Genomic DNA, 23,421 nt, shown 5'->3' with positions numbered 1-23,421 from the left:
GATGCAGGAAAATCCGCGGGGGCGGCGGGCACTACTGAGGAGCGGCGGGGTCCTGAGGAGGAACGGGCGCGGCGCGCATCGCCCTCATCACGCCGAGCAGAATTCCCATGAAGACGGAGTACGAGCGTTTGCGTCCCGTGAGGTTGAAGAACAGCATCACCAACCCCGCGCCCATTCGTGAAACATGCTCCGTCCACCGGCCGGACGTTCAGCCCGGGCTCGCCCCGTCAGCGGGCGGGCAGGTCCCTGAACCGCAGCCGCGCGCCGAAGGTGAACCAGTAGTGCATCGCACGGTATCTCAGCGACTCACTGCCCGTTCCCGAGTCCAGCCGCACGTCGAGGGCGCCGTACCGGCCGGCCGACAGCGAGAAGAACAGGCCGCCCCACAGCACGCTGGCGAGGTGGCGGTCGAAGCCTCCCTGGAGGCTGAGCTCGGGGCCCGCGTACGTCATCTCCACCTCCGAGACGCGATAGCGCGTCCACTCATGGCCCAGCCCCAGGCCCAGCCAGGGGTCCGTCGCGCCCCGTGGATTGAAGTGGTAGCTGCCCAGCACGCCCAGCCGCAGGTTGCTGCCCGCGCATTCCTCCGTGTCCGGACAGAGGCCGCGAATCTGCGCACGCGCGAGCTGGACCCACGGCCCCACCTCGATGCCGGACTCGAAGCGGTAGTCCGCGTCGAGCCAGAGCGCGAACAGGCCGCTGTACAGGTCATACAGATAGGGCGCCTCGGGTCCACCTTCCGTCAGTCCCTTGGGCAGCGCGTAGCCCGCGCGCAGCCCCATGCCCAGCCACCGGGGCAGCCCACCCGTGCTCTCGCCCGGGGACGACTCCGCTGCCGCCGCGCGCGGCATGGCGACGAGCAGCGTAACCACCAGGAGGCTGCGAACGGTCAGGCTTTGCATGGGAGGGACGCGACTATTACGGTCCGCTTCGCCACGTCAAATCGAGGTTGGAACTTCATGGACGGCCATTTGCGCTTCCCCGCCCGCTGGCTGCTGCCAGTGGCCCTGCTGTGGGTGCTGGGAGGCTGCGACTCCGCTTCCGTCGAGGAGGACGCCCGGGTCTGTGCGGGCGTGAGGTGCACCGCGGGCGCGTGCATCTCCGAGGGGGGCCAGCCCGTGTGCCGCTGCGGCGCGTGGGAGCAGGCTGCCGGGCTGACGTGTGAGTTCGCCAGCGACGTCCAGACGCCGCGGGATGACCACGGGAACGATTTCGACTCCGCCACGCCGCTCGTCTCGTCCCCCCTGGGGAAGGAGGGCACCATCGACGCGCCCTCCGGCGATGCGCCGGACGTGGACACCTTCACCTTCACCGCCGAAGCCGGGCACACGTACCGCTTCAGCTGCGTCGGCAAGCAGGAATTGGGCACCTGTGACGTGCGCGTGCTGACCGGGCCCGGAGCCCCGAGGCCGGCCCCGCAGAACGGCGTGCGCTGGTTCTACAGGGCCGTCACGACCCGATTGTTCCTGGAGGTCTCCGCGGGCGCCCCGCGGAACTCGGGCACGTATGTGTACCAGTTCGAGGACTTCGGCCCGGATGACCATGCCGACAGCAGACAGGCCGTCACCGCCGTCCAGGCGGCGGGCGTGGAGATTTCGGTGTTGCTCCATCCGGAGGGGGACACGGACGTCGTGGCCTTCCGGCCCACTGCGGGCCACGGCTATCGCCTCACCTGCAACAGCTACCTCTACGAAGGCGTGCGACTGGCGGTGGTGGATGCGGCGGGCGCGACGGTGGCGTCCGGCGACTATTTCTTCGGCATGAAGGCCGGCGAGGGAGCCCGATGGTTCCTGGAGGCGCGCAGTGACGCAGACGACCTGGCGCGGCTCATGTACTGCCGGCTGCACGACCAGGGGCTCGATGACCACGCGGACGAGCCCGCCGGCGCGACCCCGCTGACGGCAGGCGTGCCCATCGCCTGCCGGGGACACTGGGCGAACGACGTGGATGTGTTTTCCTTCACCGGCACGGGTGGGCACGACTACAGCCTCCAGACCGGCATGTTCGCCCGCGTCACGGACGCCTCCGGCAAGGATGTGCTCCTGCTCTCGAGCTCGGAAGGGCCCCCGCGCATGCACCTCTCCGTGTCGGGCACCTATTACGTCCACGTCATGTCCGGCAGCGGCGACCTCACCTTCTGGGTGACGCTGCGGGACCTGGGACCGAAATAGGCGAGCCGGGCCGCACGCGGGCCTCCTGTCAGGAATCGGGGCCGCCGGCCATCGGGGCGCCGCGGCCCCGACATGGATGAGGAACGTCCGTACCAGTCACCCACTCCGGCCCCGAGCAGCAGCAGCCCACCCCCGATGACGAGGAGGCGGTGACGAGCCCCAAGCCCCTTCGAGGGAGCCGTGGCCCCGGGAGCGGCAGGCGCCCGCACACCATCTCATAGAGCACCACGCCGGTGGCCCACACGTCCGTGCGCGCATCCACCTCCTCCCCGCGTGCCTGCTCCGGCGAGAAGAAGAGGTACTTGCCCTTCACGATACCCGGCGCGGTCTCGAAGTTGCGCAGCGAGCGCGCCTTGGCGATACCGAAGTCGACAATCTTGACCTGCCCCTCGTAGCTGACGAGGACATTGTCGGGAGAGATGTCCATGGGCTCTGGGGTTGGTCATGGAGAGCGAGAGGCTGGAAAGCCGCCACACGCTCCGATGGAAGGGTTCGTCAGGAGTTGCTGGGGCTCACCATTCCGCAGCCGCCGGATGACCTCCTGCCGGGCCTCGAACTCAGCCCGCTGCTCCGCCCGGGTGATGTAGCGCGTTTCCTGGGCATACTCTCCGCTCGGAAGCGGTGTCCCCTCTACCCGTGAGCGACCCGGGCTAGCCTCCATCCCTCCGGGTGCCGGCATCCGAGCCGCCATCGCGGGCGCCCGCGTCCTGCGAGCCGCCGGCATCCGCGCCGCCATCGCCGGCCCCCCCATCCGTGCCCCCATCTCCCATGCCGATACAGCCCGTGGCGGTGCCGCCGTCGCCCTTGAAGGTGGGCGGGCACCCGCAGGCCTTGAGCTGGCACAGCTCCCGGTACGTGACGCTCCCGGCGTCTCCCGCCGGAGGGTCCGGCACGTGCTCACTGGGTGAGCCCACCTTGATGTCCTTGCACTGGTTGTCGAGCAGTCCGGCCTGCGCGCACGCGATGAACCGGTCGTTCTCGCCGATGTTCCAGTCCTGGTCCTTCATGTTGAGCGCGATGTAGCCGGGGCAGTTCCGGTACTTGCAGATGTCGGGGAACTCGGCGTTGCACCGGCCGAGGACCACGGTGTTGCACGAGGAGGACGGCGGGGCCGGGCAGTCCGGGCTCGGCGCGCCCGCGCCCGCCGTGTTCCACCAGGAGCCCTTGCAGTCCTCGGGCGACTTGGGCTTCGGGCAGGTGATGCTGGACGGACACGTCGAGAGGTCGATGGGCCACGCGTCCTGCCCCCACGCGTCCTCCTCGGGCACGAGCGCGCCGCTGCAGGCCGACAGCACCGCGGCTCCCAGCAGGACCGCCGGGATGGAGGGGCGCCACCCACTTCCCCGGGTTGGCTTCAAATTCTCTCTATTCATGATAAACTAGTATAACACGTTTATCATGATCAAGGAGCCCCTCGATGATGAAGCGTCTGACGCCCTGGTGTCTGCTGGCGGCCGCCCTGGTCGCGCTGTCCGGCTGTAGCGAGCAGGAGTCCCCCGCCGAGGAAGGAAGCCTCGAGCCGACGTGGACGTGGGAGGAGCTGGAGGGCCGTCGCCTGCGGACGTTCGACGAGTGGCTGGCCAGCTCCGGGACGTCCCTGAGCGTCGAGCAGCAGCGTCAGCTCGAGGCGCAGGGCTACCTCTTCGAGGTCGTCCCGAGGGAGAGCCTCCCTGTTCGCCACCGGGATGGGACGGTCGAGGTCGCGCCGGAAGCCCACCAGCGCATCGCGGCGCTGAACGGGCTCGATTCCCTCAGCCGCTTCGAGGCCCTGTGGCGGCTGGGCCTGTTCGACCCGGCGGACCCGGTCCAGGCCGCGAACGCGAGGGCGTTCCTCGCCGAGCGCGCCGGCATGCGGACCACCCGGGGCGAACTGGCTGGCGACGGCGGCGCGACGGATGCGGGCGCGCGTGACTCCGGCACGGCGGACTCGGGCTCGACGGATGCCGGCACGCCCGACTCCGGCACGCCCGACTCCGGCACGCCGGATGCCGGGGTCTGCCGGGTGACCTGCAACGTCCTGACGAGCCTCTCCGGGGATGCCGGGAGCAACTCCTGCAACTGCACCAACGTGAGCCCCAAGAAGCTGACCGACAGCCAGCCGGCCGTGACGCGGACCGGGACCCTGACGGTGGCCTGCACGTTCGACACGGAGTGCACGTCCGCCGCCAACGCGCACGTCGTGGGGGCGTACGTCCACGGGACGGCGGCCTGCCAGGGCTCTTCGACCGTCGGGAGCATCAGCTCGACGGCCTCCTGGTCGGGTGGAGCCAACGGGAGCGCGAGCAAGACGGGCTCCGAGGAGAAGAGCTTCGCCCAGACCCTGGCCTTCACCGTCGGCTCGGCGGCGTCCGGCACGTCCACCGTGGGCGCGAAGGCCTCCGCCGGTTCGAACATCAAGGTCGAGGTGGACCCGGGGACGCTCAACGTGGGTGGCTCCGCGCAGATGGACCGGCAGGCCTCGGCGGACTTCGCGGTGACGCGGCTCTACGAGAAGAGCTACACGACGACGGCGCACACCATCAACTTCACGGGCAAGGCGGGAGGTGACTTCCAGCTCACCTATGCGGATGGCAGCGCCAACGCCAATGTCAGCGTGACGGCCGGCGGGTGCTCCTGCTCGGTCGTCGATGCCTACTGGGACACCAACAAGGCCTCGGTGTCCGACCAGGCCTCCGTCACGAAGGACACCGGGGCGAAGCAGTGCACCTGCTCGGACTCCAAGCCCTGCCGGTGCACCGTCACGGGTCAATGACGGCAGCCTGCGCCGCGACGTAGGGCCCGGTGGGCGGAGAGCCCGCCCACCGGACCTTGCTCGAGCAGCGTCGCCGGGTCCAACCGCGCAGCGCGCTGCTGGCTCCGCACCTGCGCAGCGCCAGCAGGGGCCTCAACCGGCGCCGCTACGGCACCGGCGTCACCGGGCAGGGCCACCACTCGGGAGGACTCGCGGTCTGGTTCCAGCCTTCGCGGGTGGGGCTCGCCAGCGCGTAGAAGACGGTGTTGGCCGACTGGCAGAAGCGCTCGGGGTGCATGTTCACCGCCAGCACCGTCTGGCCGCGGCGGCGGGTCTGCATGCACTGGGAGGTGGTGGTGGCCGGGTCCGGCGGGGTGGCGGGCGCCGGCTGCCAGTTGGGGTAGTACCAGACGCTGATGTCGGCGGTGCAGGCGAGCTGCCCGGCGTCCGTCTCCGGCAGCCACATGGGCACGGGGACCCGGCCCGAGAAGAGCTGGCACTTCTCGAAGACATAGAGCCGCGAGGCCTCATCCCACTTGAAGTACTGCTTCACCACCGAGTAGCCCTGGGGAGGCTCGGGGCAGTCGATGAAGGCCACCGAGCGCCACAGGGGGTGCAGGTCGCCCTCGCGGTAGACGATGTCCACCAGCGTGCGCTGCACCTCGCGCTTCAGGTCTCCGTTGGAGCCGAGCACGTTGTCGATGCTGGCGAGGTCCTCGGGGGCGACGGGGTCCAGCCGGTGGTTGTCGTTGCGGTCCTCGTAGGCCAGCACGCTGGCCATTCCGAAGGTGGCGCCCTTCCAGTGGTGCAGGGATGCGGGGTCCGGCGCCGCGTACAGGGGCATCTGGAAGACGCCCGGGAAGGCGCCCGTCACGGGCACGTCCTCCACGTACGTCTGGAAGGAGGGGGACCGGGTGTTGAGGCAGTCCAGGTTGCGGCCCTCCTCCACGCACGTCACCGCCTCGTCGGGGTAGAGGTGCCAGACGAGCGCGGCGCGCAGCCGCTCGGGCTTCTGCACCACCAGCGCCTCGCTCGCGGTGTTCAGGGTGCCGTCGAGCAGGACCAGGGGGTCCCCCGAGGAGTCTCCGCCCAGCAGCCCTCCGCACCCCGTGGCCCCTGCCGCCCACAGCGCCGCCACGGCGCCTCGCATGGCTCGTCTCATGTCATGTCCTCGCTTCGTGTTCCGGGTGACGTGCCCGGGACTGTGTCCCGCGCACTGTCCTGGAGACGCCGCACTCGCTCGCCATGGGACAGCTACTTCCCCCACGTGGCGCCCAGCAGCAGCTGGAGGCCGGGCTGCACGTGGAGCGCGCCCAGGTCCTCGCGCAGGACGCTCGCGCGGGCGGACAGCCGGCCCCACAGCCCCAGGCGCGGGCCCAGCGGCAGCTCCGCGCTCGCGGCCAGGGCGGCGCTCCCGCCCAGCGCGAAGTGGTCGAAGACGGGGTTGAAGCCCGTCTGCTCGAGCACGCGCTCGGCCTCGTTGTGCACGGAGTGCTGGTACACGCCGACGAGGCCCAGCGCCGCGTGCGCCCCCACCCGCAGCGCTCCGAGGGGCCGCAGCACCCCGGCGCCTCCCAGGGCCTCCAGCTCCACGGAGCGGAAGCGCAGGTAGGGACCGCGGTGCTGGTTGGCGGCGAGGCCGAGCTGCGCGCCCAGCGACAGGCGGCCTTCCGACTGGCGCTCCAGGAGCAACGCGGCGCCGGGGCCCCAGCCGCCCGCGCTGGTGTGCGAGCGCGCAAGCCCGGCGCCCAGGCTCCAGCGCCAGTCCACCGGTGTGAGCAGCGCGCCCTTGCGCTGGTGCTGCGCGAGGGTGCGCACCTCCAGCTGCTGCACCGCGAGCTTCTGCCGCTCGCCCCAGGGAAGGTAGACGGTGCCGTAGAGGACCTCGGTTCCGCGGCGGACCTGGACGCGGTAGCGGCCGGCAGGCAGGGCGAGGTGCACGGGGCTGGCGCCTCCGGGCTCCACCTCCGCCACCACCTGCTGCGTGCGCTCCTCCACCACCATGACGTTGCCGCGCAGGCCCTCGGGCAGCTCCAGTCGGGACTGGCTGCGCTCCAGGAAGCTGAGAAACAGGTCGCCCTCACCGGCCAGCTGGCTCATCAGCTCCGGGTGCTGCACCGCCGCCGTGCTGCCGTGCGAGGTGGTGAGGGTGCGGTGGTAGACGTAGCGGTAGGCCTCGGCCAGGCTCACCCGGCCGTCCCCATCCGTGTCCGCCGCGCCTCGCAGGCCGCTGACCAGGTGGTGCGTGAAGTACGAGCCCTGCAGCGCGTCCGACTCCTGCGCCACCTCGTGCGCTCCCGCCGAGGCGATGACCACGCGCCCCTCGGGGCCCGTCTGCCGGACGAGGGATACGTCGAAGGCGGGGCCCGAGCCCAGGCCCTTGGCGCGCCCTCGCACCAGCGAGCCGCTGTGACAGGCGTCCAGAATCACGACGGTGGCCGTGGCCGGCACCTCGCGCAGCATCCGCTGGAGCTCCACCAGGGGGAGCCGCTCTCCGGCGAGGCGCAGCGCGGACTCGTCGCCGTGGCCTGAGTAGTAGACGAGGAGCAGCGTACGCTCTCCGTTCCGGCGTGCCTCTTCGATGCGGCCTCGCACCCGCGCGAGCGCGAGCCGCAGGGGGCCGACGCCCTCGCCCAGCAGCCGGATGCGCCGGTCCTCCGTGACGCCGCCCAGCTGTCCCGCCAGGGTGTCGAAGCGCTCGGCGTCGCGCTCCGCCCAGCGCAGGGGCTCGTCTTCTCCGTGGCCCAGATTGTTGCCGATGGACAGCGAGAAGCGGCTCTCCGCACCCGCGGCGCTGGGAAGCACGAGCAACAGCGCGGCGAGAAGGGGCGGCCACTGCCATGCACGCCTCATGGCGCCACCTCCTTGGGCAGCTCCACCACGCTGAAGCGGCTGTCCTCGGGCGCGTCCGGGTGGGGCGGGAAGGTGGCGTCCCCGGTGGCCTCCCGCAGCCACCGCCGCACCTGCTCCTCTTCGAGCGGACGCGGCGCGAGCAGCAGGTAGAGCGCCTCCCGCTCCGGCGCCGCGTCCAGCTCCGTGCTGCCCGGGAGCACCTGCCGGCCGGGCCCCAGCCGCATCGCTCCTCCCGTCGACTCGAAGCCATGCAGCGGCGTCACCGCGCCGCGCTCACTCAGGCCCAGCACATAGAGGTGGCCTCCCTCCACGTCGTCCACCTCGATGCGCAGCCGGTCGCCCGGGCGTAGCACCACGCCCGGTGACAGCTCGAAGAGGGCCTCCTGGCGCTTCACCACCACCCGCGCCGTGACACCGCCGCGCACCCGCACCTTCCCGTCTTCGCCGCCCCAGGGGACCAGCAGGAGCAGCCCCACCGCCAGCGCGGGGAACAGCGCGGCGACACCCCAGCGCGGCAGCCCGGGCAGGCGGCTCCGAGGCGGGCTCGAGCGCTCACGCGGGGGACTGGCCGGGCCCCGGCGCGGCGGCCCGCGCTCCCCGCGCGGAGCCTCCAGCCCCTCACGCAGGACGCTGAAGGGGCGGTGCTGGAGGAAGGCCTCCCGCTCGCGCTGACGGGTCTCGAGGTAGCTCGCCAGCTCCGGCCGTGCCCTCGCGGCGGCCTCCACGCGCGCAGCCTCGGGGGCGGGAAGCTCGCCGCAGAGGTACTGCTCCAGGAGGCGGTCCGGCAGGCCGGGGAAGCGGGGAATGGGAGAGGGACTCATGGGTCGTCCTTTCTCGCGGTCTTCAGGCCGCGCTGGCCTGGAGGAGCCGGCGCGCGGTGTCATGGAAGGTCTGGAGCTTGCGCTGCACCGTCTTGCGCGAAACGCCGAGCAGCGCGGCAATCTGCTCCTGCTCCAGCTCGTCGAGGAAGCGGTGGGTGGCGATGCGCTGCACGTCCTCGGCGCAGTGGGCCAGCACCCGCGTCACGAGGTCCGCCTCGATGAGCATCCGCTCGAGCGCGGCGTCACCGCCGCCAGCAGGCACGCGCAGGAAGTCCTCGGCGGCGAGGGCCACCCTGCGGTGGCGCAGCAACGAGAAGCACTGGCGGTCCGCCACCGTGAGCAGCCAGGAGAGAATCGACGCGGCGGCACGCAGCTCGTGCCGGCGCTGGTGCGCCCGCAGGAACACCTCCTGCGTCACGTCCCAGGCCAGGGCGTCCTCGCCCAGCAGCCGCCGGCAGCGGCGGTGCACCGGCTCGCCATAGCGCCGGTACCAGCCCTCAATCTCGTCGAGCTCGCTCACGTCGCCTCACACCGGCCCAGCCCTCGTGCCAGGAGCAGCACCTGACGCCGAGACGCGCGAGGCGGTCCGCGTGGGACATGGCAGGTGGATTTTCCTCCGGGCCCGGACAGGCCCGACCCGGTCGTTGCGCCGTGAAGGGCTTCTCACGCGCCCCCGGGGCGGAAGCGGGACTTCCGGCGCCTCAGGGCCTCGGGCTTGCAATGCCGGGGGGCGCGGGCGACGGTTGAGCCAGCCGTGGGGCGGCCCATGGCCATGATTCCAGCCCATTGCGCGGAGTTCTTCACCGAGACCGCCGGCTGTCCTCGACCGCGGGTGAGTCCGAGCATCGGCACGTCCTCGTCGTTGACCTTGAGGAGCGCATCCGCCACCAGGTCCGATCCGCGCAGCGACAGCGACGGCTCGCCGGTTGTGCTCAATCCCAGATACAAACGAACCCGGGATGCATCGTCCCAGCTCTGCACGCCGCGGCTCTGCTTCTCACCCTTCGCCCCCGCGCTGACGGCGACCAGCACCTTCCAGGTTCGAAGCTGGCGCTCCAGTTGCTCGACTCACCTGCTGAGACCGGCGGTTGATTCCAGGTCCATGGTGTTTTTTTTCCCCGGAAACGAGCTGCATTTCGCAGTTTCCAGAGAGCGTAGACGTAGAGGCGGAATTGGCGGCCACTTTCACATGGGCGTCCGGTAGCCGCTCCGTGAGCCCTCCTCGGACCTGAGCGCCCGATGTCTCGGAGTCAAAGGTCTTGGATGCGATTGGCTACTCCACCCTCCAGGTGCTTTACTCTGTTATTCAGGACTGATATGGAATTCCAGTCTTCACCGCAGAGGAACTCGTATTCACGCGAGAGGGGATGCACCGTATGCAGAAGTCACTGCGAATCTTCACTGTCTGGATGGTCGCAATTGCAGGGACGCTCACCGCCTGTGGGCCTGTCGAGGAGTCTCCTGAGAGCCAGTTGGAAATGGCTGTACCCGCAGAAGGGCCTGCTGAAATGAAGCCGCTGCCGGACGAAAACAACTTCAGTTGTATGATTGCCACCTGCCAGGTTGGCGCTGCGGGAGATGCATCCTGCACCGACCTCTGCGGTAGTGCGGCCAAGTGCGCTCCTGCTGGCGCACCGGGCTGCGGTTGGCATCAGCCCTGCTGCGTCTACCTGTGAAGCTCCCAGGTGCCAGCGCTGAACACAGTGGACTGACAGTCGTGAAGACGAGCGGGCGGCCAGGGGCGTATCCCTGGCTGCCCGCGGAGCGCACGTCCATGTGACGAGCGAGTCGTTGCTGTTGTCCGGCGCACGTGCCGGGCGGAGCGTCGAGCACGCTCCCCAGTGCCTTCAGGTGGGCCAGCGACTCCTCGGGCTCTCCGGAGCCGTGGAGCCCGGTGGCGAACTCCTGGGCGGAGGCGATTTCGTGCTCGAACGAGAGCTGGCAGTCGGGGGCCGCGGCTTTCAGCGCGGCGGTGTCGATGGATGAAGGCTTTTCATCATGAGTAACCTTGTTGCATGATTCATGGGTTCCCCCGACTCATGGAGCCCCTGATGAACACGTCGCGAATCCTTGTCTCGCTGGCCGCCTGTCTCACCCTGTCTCTCACCGCCTGTGGAGGCACGGAGGAGTCCCTCACGGAGGCGCCGGACACCGGTGACGCGCTCGTGAGCACGGAGCAGGGTATCGGGCTGCCGCCGAACTGCCCGAACGGGGACCTCTTCTACTGGTACGAGAACATCCAGGGGTGCCTGACCTGCGGCACGGTTCGCAACCCGGGGCAGCTCGCCACCCAGTACGCCGCCTGCCAGTCCAACGTGCAAGGGACGAAGAAGCTCATCAACGTGAAGGCCTGCATCACCGGCTGCGACCCCTACTGACACCACTCGGTCAGATGAAACGGGAGCGGCAGCCCCGTGTTGATGGGGCATGCCGCCCGCCCAGTTGCACCAGCTCGACCGAGAGCTGTCCGAGTACCTGGACACGATGACGGGTCGACGAGCCAGTCCTCAGCCTCCTGAAGCAGGCGCCGCTTCAGCCCAGCGTCTTGATGAGCCGCTCGGCCTGCTCGCGCAGCTCCTTCTCGCCGGGGGGCGCCTTCTTGATGACGTCCTTCGCGAGCGCCTGGGCCTTCGCCTTGTCACCCCTGCGCGCCGTGACGAGCGCGAGGTTGAGCAGCGGCTCCACGCGAGACGGCGCCCGGCGCAGGGCCTCCTCCAGAATCTCCGACGCCGCGGTGAGGCGCTCGTCGGCGTTGCCCTCCTCCCAGCGCATCAGCAGGTTGCCCAGGTTGTTCGCCGAGGCCCAGTCATCCGGGTCCAGGTCCATCGCCTCGCGCCAGGCCGTCACCGCGCCCTCGACGTCGGGTGGCTTCATGGACTCGAGCACCATCGCCTCGATGGACTTCGTCTGCGCGGTGGACAGGCCGCGCTGCGCGAGCCGGCGGCACACGTCCAGCGCGTCCTCGCGGTGGCCGGTGGCCATCATCATCCGCGCCAGGTTGCCCTGCACCGACGCGTCATCCGGCAGCTGCACGGCGAGGCGCTTCGCGATGCCGAACGCCTCCGGCACCTTGCCGCGCGCGGCGAGCACGGCGCTCAGCTGGTTGAGCAGCTCCGGGTGGTCCGGAATCAGCTTGAGCCCCTGGCGCAGCAGGTCCTCCGCCGTCTCCAGCTCCCCCAGCTGCTGCAGCACCACGCTCCAGATGACGTACGTGGGCGGGTGCAGCGGGTTGAGCTCCAGCGCCCGCTCCAGCTGCGGCAGCGCGAGCTTCAGCTCCTCCAGCGCGAACAGGATGCGTGCGAGGTGGAAGCGGTACGCGGCGACCTCCGGCTCCAGCTCCACGGCCCGCTGCAGCGACTTGCGGGCACCCGGGAAGTCCTCCTCGGCGGCGAGCAGGAAGCCCAGGCCGAAGTGCGCCTCGCCGCGCGGGTTCTGCGTCGACTCGAGGATGACCTGCGTGTAGAGGGCGCGAGCGCCGTCCAGGTCGCCCTTCTCCGAGGCCAGCGCGGCCCGCACCAGGCGCGAGTCCGTGTCCTCCACGCCGTCCTTCGTGGCGCGGTTGAAGAGCTCCTCGGCGCGCGCCCGGTCGCCGTCCATCAACGCCAGCCTTGCGAGCGTCAGCAGCGCGTCACGATGATTCTTGTTCGTGGTGAGGACGCTCTCCGCGCGCGCCCGGGCCTTGTCGACCTCGCCGGCCCTCAACATCGACTGCATGCTCCTGATGGTCATGGCGGGAGTCTTGTTGATCTCACCCGACGACTGGAAGCCGTTCTCGTAGCGACCGTTCTCGTCGATGTGAGGGCTCTTCGCCTGCGGCTGCGTCGCGACCTGGTTCTGAGGAGGGGCGGGGCTCCCCGCCGCCTGCCTGCGCGCGCACTCCTTGCGTGTCGGGCGGCCTCTGTGGCCCGGCCGGTGGCGCTGAAATGAGGTGTCGTGGGGCCTGTGCCCTTCAGTGCAGCCACTCCCGTTGGGGCGGGCCACGTGTAGAGGCCAGGGGCAAGGGGAGGGTGGGCAACCCCAGGTGCCTCAACACCTCCTTGACGCCGGGGCCTTTGAGCACCGCCACTCCCCTCCGGCGCCCGCCGCAGCCAGGACAGGTGAAGACGTCGAAGTCGAAACTGCGCTTCAGCAGCGTCGTCAGTGGAGTCGCGCAGCCAGGGCTACTTTCTCCGGAAGATGGAGCGGCCTTCGCGGAGGCACGCGATGAGCGCGTCGCGGCGGAGCCCGTTTGCGTCGACGACCGCGTCCACGAGCCACAGCCGCACACGGGCGAGGAGCTCGTCGTTCCGGAAGAAGTCCTCGTCGGAGCCCAGCTCGGTCTCCAGGTCGCCCCCGAAGCGGATGTCGTGGTCCTCGCCGAGGAAGAGTCGCGCGCGGATGCCACCGGAGACCATCAATGACTTGTCATTGCGGAAGCCGTGGATGAGGTCCTTCGCGACGAGGTCCCCGCCGACGAAGAAGGCCCCGTCCGTGACGAGGCTTCCACACCGCAGCGCCCCGGCGATGACGACCCGGGAGTCCGGGTCACAATCCCGGACGAGCCCGGTGACTTCGGCATCCCCCAGCACGAGCAGTGAGCCGATGATGCGCAGGTGGCCTTCGACGCGGAGGTCGCCGGGGATGACACGGACCTCGCCGGACCCCACTTCCATATCGCCGGAAACGACCTCCGTGGGACGTGGGGTTGGAGCCGCTTCGCGCAGCAGCCACGCGGCGGCGTAGAAGCCCCAGGGCTCCACGTTGCGCTTGCGCAGCTCGCGAGCCCACTCCTCGGCGGTGGGCGGGAGTGGCTCCATCCACCTGTCCAGGGCCTCGGCCTTGCCGTCCTCGAAGGCCGTGTCCGACCGCAGCCGCTCCGCGACGCGGGCCTTCACGTCCTGCAACGCCGCCAGGGAGATACTCATCTCGTGCGCCTCCCTGGGCGACTCGTCGGCGAGGGCCTTTGCGACTCCTGTGGGAGGCCTGGTGAGACGGCGGCGTGCGACCAGGAGGTCCACGACCGAGCGCAGTGCGATGCACGTTCGGTCATGCAATGGGTAACGCTCCGTCGCGAGGCGATGGAGGTCCTGCCACGTGAGCTCGGCACCCGTGCCCTCATCACCGAGCCTGGCCACGGACACAGGAGGCGGAGATGTGTACCCGAGGTAGCCATGGAGAAGAGGCGAGGCCCACAGCCGTGCGAGCAACCCGGTGCGCTCGAGCTGCTCGGTGTCGAAGTCGTCGGTCAGCTTTGCCTCGAAGACGAGGAGCTTCGAGGGAAGCACGAGCGCGAGGTCCGGCTTCGCGTTGAACACGCCCTGGAGCGCGCCGTAGACAGCGCGGTTCTGCACGTCCAGCGCACTCCCCGGCAGGGTGCCCTCGGACCCGACCCCGATGGAAAGGCGGTCTGCCTTCGTGAGTACCTGGGCCGGGTGGGTCTGCTTCGTGTCTCGGAGGACTGGCGCCAGCTGCGACCACCGGGTGTGCGGACGTCCCTCGGCAACGAGCCCGACCAGTTCATCCATGCGGCTGGAGACGTCGCCGCCCTTCCACGTCTCGTATGCATCCCGGATGAGGGAGACTTCGGTCAGGACCACGGCGCCAGCGGCCTCGCCGGGAATGTCCATGCCACGCCCACGGAGGACGGCCAGCACCTGTGCCAGCGCGCTCGCCTGCGGCGCGGTGGCAAGCCCCTCATGGAGGAGTCGAAAGAGGTGCGAGCAGGCCGCGCGCTCCTCCCGATTGAAGCTGTCGAAGGGAATCTCCATTCGCGCAATATGCCCACTCCTCCCGCCAGGTGGGACGGGCAACGGCGCTCGTAGGCGCCCGTGAGGGAGGACACGCAGGCCTGGGCCTCCAGGTAGCCGGTCCGCACCGGCACGTCGGACAGCACTCGGGAGAGCCCCGCGGCGACAGCTACCCGCGGGGCGTCTGAGAGGAGGCCGTCACCGAGGCCAGCGCCGCCGTGCTGCCGATGGCGCCGAGCGACAGCGCACGGCGTGACGCGGGTTATCGTCTCACGCTGAGTACCGAGCCTGTGCCCCACGACTGTTCGGCTTGAGCACGGCTGGACGTAACTGCAATCATTGCATACCGCGCAGACTGTTTAAAACAGGACGGCGACATGCCCGAGCGAACCGCTGCTGTCCCGCCGGACCCTCTAACGTCGTCTTGGGCTCGCCCTCGCGCACCGTGGTGGTGCGCGACAGCTGCGAGCTCTTGAGACACTCATGACACGCATCATGGTTGCCGCTGTTCTGGGCTTCGCTGCTGCCTTCGGCGGCGGCGTAACCGTTGGGAGTCAGCAGCCCGCAGAGGCGGAGCAGGTCGTTCTCCCAAGCTGCTACGATGTCTGCGGAACCGATCCCTACTACATCGACCGTGGCCAGTGCGTCTGCATGTAGCCGATGTCCACCGCACGACCCGTCTCGGAGCCTCCCCGAGGCGGGCCGTGTCGTTGCAGGTGCTGCTCAGCGTGCTGAGGACACCAGCCCCGGCACGGTGCAGCGCTCCGCGAAGCGCGCGGTAAGACCGTCCTCCGCGTAGGAGGCGCCCACGGTGAGCGCCCAGCAGCACGGAGGTGAGGCCCAGGGCGAGCTGCGCGTCCCTGTCGTCGCCCACCAGGTTGCTGAGCAGCGCCACCCCACCGCCGGCCGCCCCCAGCGCCCCGGACACCGTGCCCACCACGCCCAGGTGAGGCGCGAGGAGTCCCAGGCGGCGCACTGCGCGTCGGAGGCCACGGGCCGGTAGTCCACTGGGGCTGCAGCGTCGAGCTGCACGGAAACGGAGGGCGGGCGCGCGTGCAGCGGCGTGCAGCCCTGTCCCAGCCCGGCCAGGGGCAGCGCCAGCAGCGCCCTTCCAGGTGCTCAGCTCCAACAGCAACCACTCCAGCATGTGAGACTCCACGGGGACTGCGAGGGGTGCCCGGGTCCGCCCCGGGCAGGAATCCAGACGGGGAAGCGTGGCGGCTCAGTCCAGCGTGCGCGGCAGGCGGCGGAAGTGCCGCATGGACATCCACCCCCAGGACTCGGAGGCGCTCGGTGGCGGGGGGGACCATCGTCCACTCCTCGCCCTTCTCGCCCCCGAAGTTGCCGTCATGGTCCGGCACCCACGAGTAGAGGACGTACTGCTTGCCCACCGTCAGCAGGTCGTCCTTGTCGACGCTGACGCACTCCAGCCTGTCCCCCACACGGTGAATGTCCTCGCTCGCCAAGAGGTGCGTGGCGAAATCCCACTCGCCCGATACGTCACCCAGCCCATCGGCCAGCTTCGCCAGGATGGCGCCTGAGTGGTACTGGCGGAGCGCCTTCACGCGGTAGAGGCGTGTCCGTCCGAGAAACAGGTCCGGGTCCTCCCGGTAGCACTGCACCTCGTCACCAACGGCACACGGCATCGTGGTCTGCATGGCATCTGCTGGGGTTGCGGGTGGTGCCGCGCCAGGCGCGCGGCTGGGAAGCTCAGGTGCCACTGCGGCCGTCCTTGGAGGCCACCACGTTGGCGGCGTCTCGTCGTCGCCGGGCTCCACGGTGACGGTGCTCCGGTCGACTACGATGGCCCCATGGCTCTTGTCGACGCCTGAAGGGAGCTTCCTGGACGCGCTGGAGTTCGAACTCCGCGACGCCATCCTGAAGTCGATGATGAGGGACTCGATGTTCGAGGTCTTCAATGAGATCGACACGAACAAGGACGGCGTCCTGGACGTGTCGGAGGTGATGAGCAAGTTCCGCGAGAAGGGCTACCACGACGACGAAGTCGACGCGTTCTTGCAGATGTGCGACCTCGACAGGAGCGGCACGGTGTCCATCGAAGAGTTCCTGGGCGCGCTCTCGCAGTTCATGGCCAGGTCGAAGCTCGCGAGCGACGTCAGCGCTTGAAGGTGAGGCCTGGTTCACACCCGCCCGACAGGGGCTCGGCCTGCTCCGGAGTCCCGGCCGCTCGCGTCCGTGGGCCCCACGACATGTCCGGCCGTCGGGCGGTCCAGACACCACCGCCCCAGACCGATGCCGGCGAGCCCCGCGAGCACGACTGGGACGAAGTGCCAGAGGAGGAGATGCCGTGGATCATCCTTCGCGCACAGGACCTGGGTGCCGAGCATCGCGAGAGCGCTCGCGGACAAAAGCGCCAGGAAGCCCGTCCAGCCTCGCTTCAGCGGCGCGGCCTTGCGCAGCATGAAGAATGCGGCGAGCGCCGGCGCCGTCGCGAGACAGGTCATCCTCCAGACACAGGTTCCCCCCGCCAGCGGTTCGCTCAGCGCGGACGAACCGTGGGTCGCGATGAGAAGCGCCCACCCCGCCGCTCCGAGGAGCGGATGGACGAGCGTGGCCGGCATGCGTTCCATCCCTGGGACGCTGAGCTGGAAGGCGCTCCGTGCCGAGAGGGCGAAGAGCAGAAGCAGTGAAGCGCTCTCGATGAGATACGAAGGCTCGCGCAGCTTTTCGGAAAGGTCCGGCCTCGCGCCCAGGGCATGGGTTCCCAGCCCCACGCAGGCGAGCGCGAAACCGGCCCAGAGGAGGGCGCGCCAGTCAGTGCTCCAGAGCCGCCGCACCGGCTTCAACTCTTGAACCAGCGAGCGGATGAGCGCGTCACTCATCGCGAGCCGGGTCCATGATGAGCTTGCGGAGGGACTTGTAGCCACGGTGGGCCGTGACCTTGACCGACGACTCGGAGAGCCCGGTCCGGCTGGCAATCTCCGCGACGGAGTATCCTTCGAGCTTGAGCAGGGAGATGATTTCACGCTGCTTCTTTGAAAGCAGCGCCAGCGCCTGCTGCAGAAAGCCGGGTTGCGCTCCAGGCTCGACGCCGGGCCCTGCGTTCGAGTACGCCTCCTCCCATCCCTCCTCCCCCAGTTGCTCATGCTCGTCCCGGCGCCGCTGCTTCGCGACCTGGTCGAGCAGCCGATGCCTCGCGATGGCGTACATCCATGGACCGAATGGGCGTCGCGGATCGTAGGTGTGCCGGTTCCGGTAGATGGCGAGGAGGGTCTCTTGAACGACGTCTTCCCACCCATCCGTGTGCTGAAGGCGCTTGCGCACGAATTCCCTCACGAGTGCAGCGACCTCGTTCAGAAGTGCTTCGCAGGATGCACGATCGCCATCCTGGGTTCTCGCCATGAGCGCCGCGAGCTTCTGATCGAGGTCCGGGTCCAAGTCCGCTCCACTGCCCTGTACGGGCTGGAGGCCGATCCGGTTACACGCAGTCGCAATTATTCGGAGCTCGGGATGTAACCAATGTTCGCGAGCGACCGCATGGGCTGACCGAGGTTGCCAGCACATAGGGGTCGCGATGCCGGTTCCAGAAAAGATAGCAGCGCTGCAGAGAAGACTGTCCGTCGAAGGCTGGGCGCTCCTGCCGATACGCCTCATGGTGGGATACGGCTTCGCCGCCCACGGCTACGCCAAGCTTGCTCGCGGTGTCGAGGGCTTCGCGGGAATCCTCACGGCCATGGGGCTTCCAGCGCCCGGTTTCATGGCCTGGGTGACGTCCCTTCTCGAGCTCCTTGGTGGAATCGCGCTCATGGCGGGAGCGTCGGTCGTATGGCTCAGTCCTCCCCTCGCGGCCATCATGCTGACCGCGCTGTGGAGTGTTCACCTTCGCTACGGGTTTTCCTCGATCAGGTTGAAGGCGCTGGGTCCCTCGGGTGCGGAGTTCGGGCCCGTTGGCTATGAGCTCAATCTCCTCTACATCGCCGCGCTTCTCACGCTGGCGCTGAGCAGGTCGAGCCCTCTCTCCGTAGACCGCTGGCTCGAGCTACGACGAAGCAAGCGAGGATGAGAGCGGCTGACGGGCCCCCGGGCTCATCCGCTTCACCAGGCGTCGGGGTGGAGCGTCAGTTGCCCTTCGAGATACGTGACGGCCTTGCCGGCCAGCAGCACCCGGTCGTTCTGTTGCCGGCAGTGCAGCGTGCCGGTTCGCGGCGACAACTGCATCGCGACCATCGATTCCCTGCCCGGCTTTTCGGCCTGGTAGGGCACGAGCGAACAATGCGCGGAGCCGTGAGGACGTGAGGATTCCGAACGGACGAGGTACCTTGTTGAGTCACAGCTCATCTCGGAAAGCCTCACCCGCCCGGGTTGAGGTACCTGTGTCGAGTGGGGCGCCCCGAGCCCGACGGAGGAGGCTTCATGCAGACGTCCAGCCTGGCAGCGAGCAGCTGGGAACGCACACGGAGGCCGCCGTGTCACACACCGAGCCGGAGGCGCAGGCGGCGTTCGAGTGGCATTGGCGCGCGCGCCCAACTGGGCCTCCATCCTCCTTATGCTCCGACGCGGCGTGCATACCCTTCACGCGGCTCGGTGTGTCGGGCTCCGGCTTCATCCTGGGGAGGGGAGGGCTCATGGGCCGCCCAGCATGCCCCGCCGACAGTGGGCCCGGCCTGAATGGACCGGCTCAACATCCTGGAGCCTTCGCGCAATGACTGTCCTGCCCCGGCGCAATCGATGACAGGCTGCGTCTTGTCAGGACTTGCGGAATTGGCTATTCATCTTCGCGCAGCCAATGTCTGACCAGGGAGTCATCGTGAACCAGACGAAACTGAAGACGTCGCTGTCCGGCCTTGCACTGATGCTGGGACTCACCACGGGGATGGTGCTGGCAGCTGTCCCCATCGCCGCGCCGGAGGTCTCCCCGTCGATGGAGGCCTCCGCCGGGAAGACGGAGCTGGTGGTGGAGGAAGGGGAGGTCGACAACGCCCTTCCCCGACCCAGGATCTGCACTTTTTCGTGCCGGGATTGTACGTTTGACCCGTGCGGCCCTGATGAGGGCACCTGCGCCAATACCCTCTGCGCCAGCGCCAACTGAGCCCTCCCGGAGCCGCGGTGCTGGCGACACGGGCCATGCCGGTCGCCAGCGCCCGCTCAGGGAATGGGCGCGAACTTCACGATGCGCTTGTGGCCGGTCTGCTCCGCTCCCCGGTCGGCCACGTAGATGAACCCATTCGCGTCCACCTCGACATCGACGGGGTCGATGATGTCGCTCGCGGCCGAGCACCCGCCCGTGGTGCTGATCTTCCGCTGGCACCCGTAACCGCTCGCATCGCAGATCCAGACACCCGCGGTGGTGCTGGTGTTGCTCGTGCTGTAGTGCGCCACGTACAGCCGCCCGTCGGGTCCGGTCGACATATAGGCAATGCTCCCCTCCGTTCCGAGCGTCGCGGTGGTGACTCCGCCCGTCCCGGTGAGGGACATGCGGTGGATGCGATTGGAGTTGTTGAAGGCGTAGTACTCGCCCATGAAGAGGTAGGAGCCGTTGGCGGCCACGCTGGCCACTGGCAGGTCGGCGCCCACGTGGAACTGCCAGGTGTTGCTCTGCCGGTAGTAGCGGCCGGTGAAGCTTCCGGCGGAGCTCATCGCCTCCACCCGTCCCGTCATGTAGGTGGCGGAGCAGCCCGGGTTGGACCACGCGGCACTGACGCCGCCCTGGCCGACGTAGAGCGTTCCCGTCGAGGTGATGGCCACGCCCGCCGCACTGCCTCCGGGGAAGTTGCCGAGCGTCGAATGCGCGCTCTTGAAGCGCTGGGTGCCCGTCAAATCCGGGTCATCGTGCCCGGTATAGGGGCAGTCCGTGGCCAGGTTGTAGAAGTCCGTGCTGTCCACGCCGCTGGGCGTGGAGGTCAGGGACGACTTGAGGTTCTTGTTGCTGCCGCGCGCCCAGACTCCGCTCAAGGTGCTGGTCCCGGTATCCCGCACCTTGAAGACCATCCTGTTGGTGCCGCGGGAGAACGACAGGTTCTCCAGATAGTACAGGGTGATGACGCCGCCCTCCTGCGTGGCGGAGATGTCGCCCGCGGAACTCGGGGAGTAGCCCGAGGGCCGGCTCAGGACGAAGTTGGAGGGCAGGGTGCCGTCGGTATTATAGACAAACAGCGTTTGGGCATCCTGCACGTACACCCGCCCGCTCTGCCGCTCCACGGCGAGGGACTCCAGCGGATCGGCGAAGACGTTGGTGGGGTTGTAGATGCCGTAGGTCGTCCACTCGGCCACGTACTGGCCGGGGGTGAAGGTCGCCGGGTCGATGGTGAAGGCGCCGAAGTCCGCCGGGGCGTCACACGCGGTGGAGGTGCCACTGTCGTTGTCGTGGCCCACCACCTTCCAGTACCAGGGGCCCGCGCCCGCCAGCATGGCCGAGTAGGCGGGGGAGGTCACCAGCGCGGCATTGACCACCGGTGATGAGAAGTCGGGCTGGTCATCGATGGTGACGCGGTAGCTCAGCGCCCCGGCGTCGCCCGTCCAGGCCAGGGAGACCTTCTGGCCGCAGTGGGTGTTCACCTGCGGCGCGCTGGGTGGGGCAGGGCAGGTCGACGGCGCCTGTGCGGAGGCCCTCGCTCCGGCCAATGCCATGGACAGACATGCCGCCATCACCGACGTGGGCCAGGGTGCTCGCATGCGTTGCTCCTTCGGGCTTCGATGCCCCGAAAGACAAACATACACGTCCTGGACGCGATTCCGGCAGGCAGCCGTACGACAAGATTCCAATGGAGCGGAGCCTGACGGACGGGCCACTGACACAGCGGAAGCGTCCACGTGTCCGGGCGGGGTCGTGAAGGCAGCCCCCGGTGTCGTCGCGGCACCGACCTCGCGAGGCTCAGCCCCCGCCTTTCGGTGACTCGATGACGACGGCGAACGGGTCTATCTTCACCAGGACGCCGAGCACCTTCGGGTTCTTCTTCGGCTCCGAGGGCTTTCCAAAGTTCGAAGCTCTTGCGCCAGGCCGTCAAGCGTCTAGCGCTTCAGCCATATCGCCGCCCGGGCAACCTGCACTCTGACCCTGACGGAAGCCGCGGCCTTCCGGGTGACGGGAGCGACGCTGCCGCCCATGCTGGCGGCAGCGTCTTCCCCTGCTGGGGCCCCTCATTGGCTGACATTGCAGGGGGGCTTTTCCCCGACTCGAATCAGAGCGTTCTCTCGCCAGAAATCACATTGAAGTAGCCGAAAGAAGGTATCCACTGCGGCGAGTTCACCTGGATGCGTGCCTGCGCGCGATGCCGGTAGATACCCGGCGCGTACGGGACTTCGGACGCTTGACTGACGAAATGCGCGTTCGGCACCTGGCTGCAGCTGCGGACCTGCTCGAGCCAGATGGTCTTGCCGGTGACGTGATCGATGCCGTGTTGCTTCTCGATGACCGAGCAGACCTCGATGATGGGATAGTCCGTGATGCAGCCGGAGACCGAGGCATACCCGCGAATCTCGTCGATGGCGGTGAACGGTATACTCGAATCGAGGATGCACCCCGTAGGCGGAATGGGCTGCGACACCGCAGCCTCGGCCTCGCCAAGCTCCGCGGCTTCGTTATTCGCTTCTGGCTGGGGGCCGCACGCGGCAAGTGCAATGGAAAACACGGCAAGCCCGCTCACGATTGCTCGCTTCATGATGAGGTTCCTTGGAAGAAGGTACTTTCCACACCTCATCGAAAGCGAGCTGCGAGGTCAATCCCACACCGCGGCAGTTCCGGTGTCGAAGGTGAAGCGACCGCCTCGGCCCTATCTCCGAGTCGTCGGGCGCTTCGTGGCGGCCGCGGCCTCGCGGAGCTTGTCCTTCTTGCTCTTCCGCTTCCCCTTCACGCCGCCATTCGCGTCCAGGGGCGGCGTGGGCACGTCGACCGGCTCGAACCCCGCGAGCCGCTCGCGCGTGAGGCTGAGGCCGTGGCGTCGCTCGATGAGTCGGAAGTGGGCCTGCGTGTCCGCGCTGATGAAGCTGATGGCCATGCCCGGCTCACCCGCGCGGCCCGTGCGGCCAATGCGGTGCAGGTAGTCCACGGGCGAGCGCGGCAGGTCGTAGTTCACGACGGCGGGCAATTGCACGATGTCGAGGCCACGTGCGGCGACATCCGTGGCGACGAGGACCTTCACGCGCTTCGCCTTGAAGTCCGCGAGCGCCTGTGTGCGGGCCCCCTGGCTGAGCTCTCCGTGCAGGGCCGCCGCGGTGAGGCCGGCGCGGTTCAGCTTCAGCGCGACGTGGTCCGCGCCATACCGGCTGGCCACGAACGTGAGGACGTGGGACCACGCATGCGTCTCGATGAGGTGGCGCAGCAGCATCGTGCGCTTCCCGGCGTCGACTTCAATGGCACGCTGGACGATGAGGTCCGGGGCGGGCATCGCAGCCGCCCCGATGTCGACCCGCGTGGGCTCATGCAGCAGTTGTCCGGCGAGCGCCCGTACCCCGGGCGGAAATGTGGCGGAGAACAGCAGGTTCTGGCGGCGGGCGGGGAGCAGCGCGAGCAGGCGCGTGAGCTCATCGGCGAAGCCCAGCGACAACAGCTGGTCGGCCTCGTCGAGCACCAACGTTTCCACCGTGGAGAGCCGGAGCGCGTTCTGGTCCACGAGGTCCAGCGCGCGGCCCGGCGTGGCCACGACCAGGTCCGCGCCTCCCCGGAGCGCCATCATCTGCGGGTTCGCCGAGACGCCGCCGACGGCGAGGCAGGTCTTCAGCCTCCGTGGGAGATGGCGGCCGTACTGCTCGATGGCCCGGGCTACCTGCGCGGCGAGCTCGCGCGTGGGCACGACCAGCAGGACCCGCGTCCGACGGGGTGAGCCGCCTGGACTCGCGCCAAGTGCCTCCAGGACTGGCAGGAGGAACGCTGCGGTCTTCCCCGAGCCCGTCGGCGCCGAGGTCCACACGTCACCTCCCCGCAGCACCGCAGGGATGGTGGCCTGCTGCACCGGTGTCGGCTCGACGCAGCCGAGGTCGGTCATGGCGCGGACGAGCGGCTCCGAGAGCCCGAGGGAGGCAAAGGTCATGGGCGGGCACCCTATCCCACCGTCCCGCCCCGCCGACGTATAGGCGGGAATTGGCGGCCACTTTCACCTCGGCGTCCGGTAGCTCCTCTGTGAGCCCCCTCTCGGACGCTGGCGGGCCGTGGCCCTCAAGGG

24 protein-coding genes and 1 pseudogene are annotated in these 23,421 nt (G+C 69.0%); 9 read left to right on the top strand and 16 right to left on the bottom strand.

Features of this window, described 5'->3' with window-relative positions; genetic code table 11:
* Positions 1-227 precede the first annotated feature (227 nt).
* Entirely contained in the window at positions 228-902 is a 675-nt protein-coding gene (locus ACX9TP_RS44695; RefSeq protein WP_482976820.1) for a hypothetical protein, read from the bottom strand.
* A 57-nt stretch (positions 903-959) separates the two neighbouring features.
* Here ACX9TP_RS44695 and ACX9TP_RS44690 point away from each other — a divergent pair, with 57 nt between their 5' ends.
* On the top strand, positions 960-2,171 hold the full coding sequence (locus tag ACX9TP_RS44690) for a hypothetical protein (RefSeq protein WP_482976819.1): 1,212 nt from the start codon (positions 960-962) through the stop codon (positions 2,169-2,171).
* A 181-nt stretch (positions 2,172-2,352) separates the two neighbouring features.
* On the opposite strand, the pseudogene ACX9TP_RS44685 reads toward ACX9TP_RS44690, so the two are convergent.
* Both ACX9TP_RS44685 and ACX9TP_RS44680 read right to left on the bottom strand, forming a co-directional pair.
* A pseudogene (locus ACX9TP_RS44685) lies at positions 2,353-2,595 on the bottom strand (protein kinase domain-containing protein); the annotation flags it as partial.
* A 226-nt stretch (positions 2,596-2,821) separates the two neighbouring features.
* Positions 2,822-3,544, bottom strand: coding sequence for a hypothetical protein (locus ACX9TP_RS44680; RefSeq protein ID WP_482976818.1), 723 nt, complete (start codon positions 3,542-3,544; stop codon positions 2,822-2,824).
* A 44-nt stretch (positions 3,545-3,588) separates the two neighbouring features.
* On the opposite strand from ACX9TP_RS44680, the gene ACX9TP_RS44675 reads away from it, so the two are divergent.
* Positions 3,589-4,923, top strand: a complete 1,335-nt coding sequence (locus ACX9TP_RS44675) for a hypothetical protein (RefSeq protein ID WP_482976817.1) — start codon at positions 3,589-3,591, stop codon at positions 4,921-4,923.
* A gap of 145 nt (positions 4,924-5,068) precedes the next feature.
* On the opposite strand, the gene ACX9TP_RS44670 is transcribed toward ACX9TP_RS44675, so the two are convergent.
* The 5 genes from ACX9TP_RS44670 to ACX9TP_RS44650 form a co-directional block, all read right to left on the bottom strand.
* Positions 5,069-6,064, bottom strand: coding sequence for a hypothetical protein (locus tag ACX9TP_RS44670; RefSeq protein ID WP_482976816.1), 996 nt, complete (start codon positions 6,062-6,064; stop codon positions 5,069-5,071).
* A gap of 92 nt (positions 6,065-6,156) precedes the next feature.
* On the bottom strand, positions 6,157-7,755 hold the full coding sequence (locus tag ACX9TP_RS44665) for a caspase family protein (RefSeq protein ID WP_482976815.1): 1,599 nt from the start codon (positions 7,753-7,755) through the stop codon (positions 6,157-6,159).
* Positions 7,752-8,576 (bottom strand): hypothetical protein, encoded by an 825-nt coding sequence (locus ACX9TP_RS44660; RefSeq protein WP_482976814.1) that lies wholly within the window; start codon positions 8,574-8,576, stop codon positions 7,752-7,754. The genes ACX9TP_RS44665 and ACX9TP_RS44660 overlap by 4 nt, the downstream gene beginning before the upstream one ends.
* Before the next feature lie 22 nt (positions 8,577-8,598).
* Positions 8,599-9,096 carry an RNA polymerase sigma factor gene (locus tag ACX9TP_RS44655; protein WP_482976813.1) on the bottom strand — a complete coding sequence of 166 codons (498 nt, stop codon included), beginning with the start codon at positions 9,094-9,096 and terminating at the stop codon, positions 8,599-8,601.
* 143 nt (positions 9,097-9,239) lie between these two features.
* On the bottom strand, positions 9,240-9,608 hold the full coding sequence (locus ACX9TP_RS44650; RefSeq protein WP_482976812.1) for a hypothetical protein: 369 nt from the start codon (positions 9,606-9,608) through the stop codon (positions 9,240-9,242).
* A gap of 344 nt (positions 9,609-9,952) precedes the next feature.
* Between ACX9TP_RS44650 and ACX9TP_RS44645 the strand changes: the two genes are divergently transcribed.
* Positions 9,953-10,252, top strand: a complete 300-nt coding sequence (locus ACX9TP_RS44645) for a hypothetical protein (RefSeq protein ID WP_482976811.1) — start codon at positions 9,953-9,955, stop codon at positions 10,250-10,252.
* Between the two features lie 375 nt (positions 10,253-10,627).
* Entirely contained in the window at positions 10,628-10,954 is a 327-nt protein-coding gene (locus tag ACX9TP_RS44640; protein WP_482976810.1) for a hypothetical protein, read from the top strand.
* A gap of 154 nt (positions 10,955-11,108) precedes the next feature.
* On the opposite strand, the gene ACX9TP_RS44635 is transcribed toward ACX9TP_RS44640, so the two are convergent.
* On the bottom strand, positions 11,109-12,305 hold the full coding sequence (locus ACX9TP_RS44635; protein ID WP_482976809.1) for a tetratricopeptide repeat protein: 1,197 nt from the start codon (positions 12,303-12,305) through the stop codon (positions 11,109-11,111).
* A 431-nt stretch (positions 12,306-12,736) separates the two neighbouring features.
* Complete coding sequence (locus tag ACX9TP_RS44630; RefSeq protein WP_482976808.1) at positions 12,737-14,323, bottom strand: hypothetical protein; 1,587 nt, start codon at positions 14,321-14,323, stop codon at positions 12,737-12,739.
* Positions 14,324-14,785: 462 nt separating this feature from the next.
* On the opposite strand from ACX9TP_RS44630, the gene ACX9TP_RS44625 reads away from it, so the two are divergent.
* The 3 genes from ACX9TP_RS44625 to ACX9TP_RS44615 all read left to right on the top strand — a co-directional run bounded on the left by ACX9TP_RS44625 (position 14,786) and on the right by ACX9TP_RS44615 (position 16,429).
* A complete protein-coding gene (locus ACX9TP_RS44625; protein ID WP_482976807.1) occupies positions 14,786-14,959 on the top strand; it encodes a hypothetical protein in 174 nt (57 codons plus the stop codon).
* 154 nt (positions 14,960-15,113) lie between these two features.
* Positions 15,114-15,305, top strand: a complete 192-nt coding sequence (locus ACX9TP_RS44620) for a hypothetical protein (protein WP_482976806.1) — start codon at positions 15,114-15,116, stop codon at positions 15,303-15,305.
* Between the two features lie 815 nt (positions 15,306-16,120).
* The gene (locus ACX9TP_RS44615) at positions 16,121-16,429 is read left to right on the top strand and encodes an EF-hand domain-containing protein (RefSeq protein WP_482976805.1); all 309 of its coding nucleotides are present in this window, start codon (positions 16,121-16,123) and stop codon (positions 16,427-16,429) included.
* Positions 16,430-16,443: 14 nt separating this feature from the next.
* Here ACX9TP_RS44615 and ACX9TP_RS44610 read toward each other — a convergent pair whose 3' ends face one another.
* Positions 16,444-17,145: an NrsF family protein gene (locus ACX9TP_RS44610; protein WP_482976804.1), complete on the bottom strand. Its 702-nt coding sequence runs from the start codon at positions 17,143-17,145 to the stop codon at positions 16,444-16,446.
* Complete coding sequence (locus ACX9TP_RS44605; protein ID WP_482976803.1) at positions 17,138-17,701, bottom strand: sigma-70 family RNA polymerase sigma factor; 564 nt, start codon at positions 17,699-17,701, stop codon at positions 17,138-17,140. The genes ACX9TP_RS44610 and ACX9TP_RS44605 overlap by 8 nt, the downstream gene beginning before the upstream one ends.
* Before the next feature lie 136 nt (positions 17,702-17,837).
* On the opposite strand from ACX9TP_RS44605, the gene ACX9TP_RS44600 reads away from it, so the two are divergent.
* A complete protein-coding gene (locus ACX9TP_RS44600) occupies positions 17,838-18,326 on the top strand; it encodes a DoxX family protein (protein WP_482976802.1) in 489 nt (162 codons plus the stop codon).
* 32 nt (positions 18,327-18,358) lie between these two features.
* On the opposite strand, the gene ACX9TP_RS44595 is transcribed toward ACX9TP_RS44600, so the two are convergent.
* Entirely contained in the window at positions 18,359-18,526 is a 168-nt protein-coding gene (locus tag ACX9TP_RS44595; protein WP_482976801.1) for a hypothetical protein, read from the bottom strand.
* A 544-nt stretch (positions 18,527-19,070) separates the two neighbouring features.
* Here ACX9TP_RS44595 and ACX9TP_RS44590 point away from each other — a divergent pair.
* Entirely contained in the window at positions 19,071-19,352 is a 282-nt protein-coding gene (locus tag ACX9TP_RS44590) for a hypothetical protein (protein ID WP_482976800.1), read from the top strand.
* A gap of 56 nt (positions 19,353-19,408) precedes the next feature.
* Here the strand turns inward: ACX9TP_RS44590 and ACX9TP_RS44585 are convergent, their stop codons facing one another.
* From ACX9TP_RS44585 to ACX9TP_RS44575, 3 genes are all read right to left on the bottom strand, one after another.
* Positions 19,409-20,935, bottom strand: a complete 1,527-nt coding sequence (locus ACX9TP_RS44585; protein ID WP_482976799.1) for a hypothetical protein — start codon at positions 20,933-20,935, stop codon at positions 19,409-19,411.
* Between the two features lie 506 nt (positions 20,936-21,441).
* On the bottom strand, positions 21,442-21,921 hold the full coding sequence (locus ACX9TP_RS44580) for a hypothetical protein (protein ID WP_482976798.1): 480 nt from the start codon (positions 21,919-21,921) through the stop codon (positions 21,442-21,444).
* 111 nt (positions 21,922-22,032) lie between these two features.
* Positions 22,033-23,289, bottom strand: coding sequence for a DEAD/DEAH box helicase (locus ACX9TP_RS44575; RefSeq protein WP_482976797.1), 1,257 nt, complete (start codon positions 23,287-23,289; stop codon positions 22,033-22,035).
* Positions 23,290-23,421 lie beyond the last annotated feature (132 nt).

It is taken from the genome of Pyxidicoccus sp. M15 (genome assembly GCF_056858435.1).
This window is presented reverse-complemented; position numbering and strand designations above follow the sequence as displayed.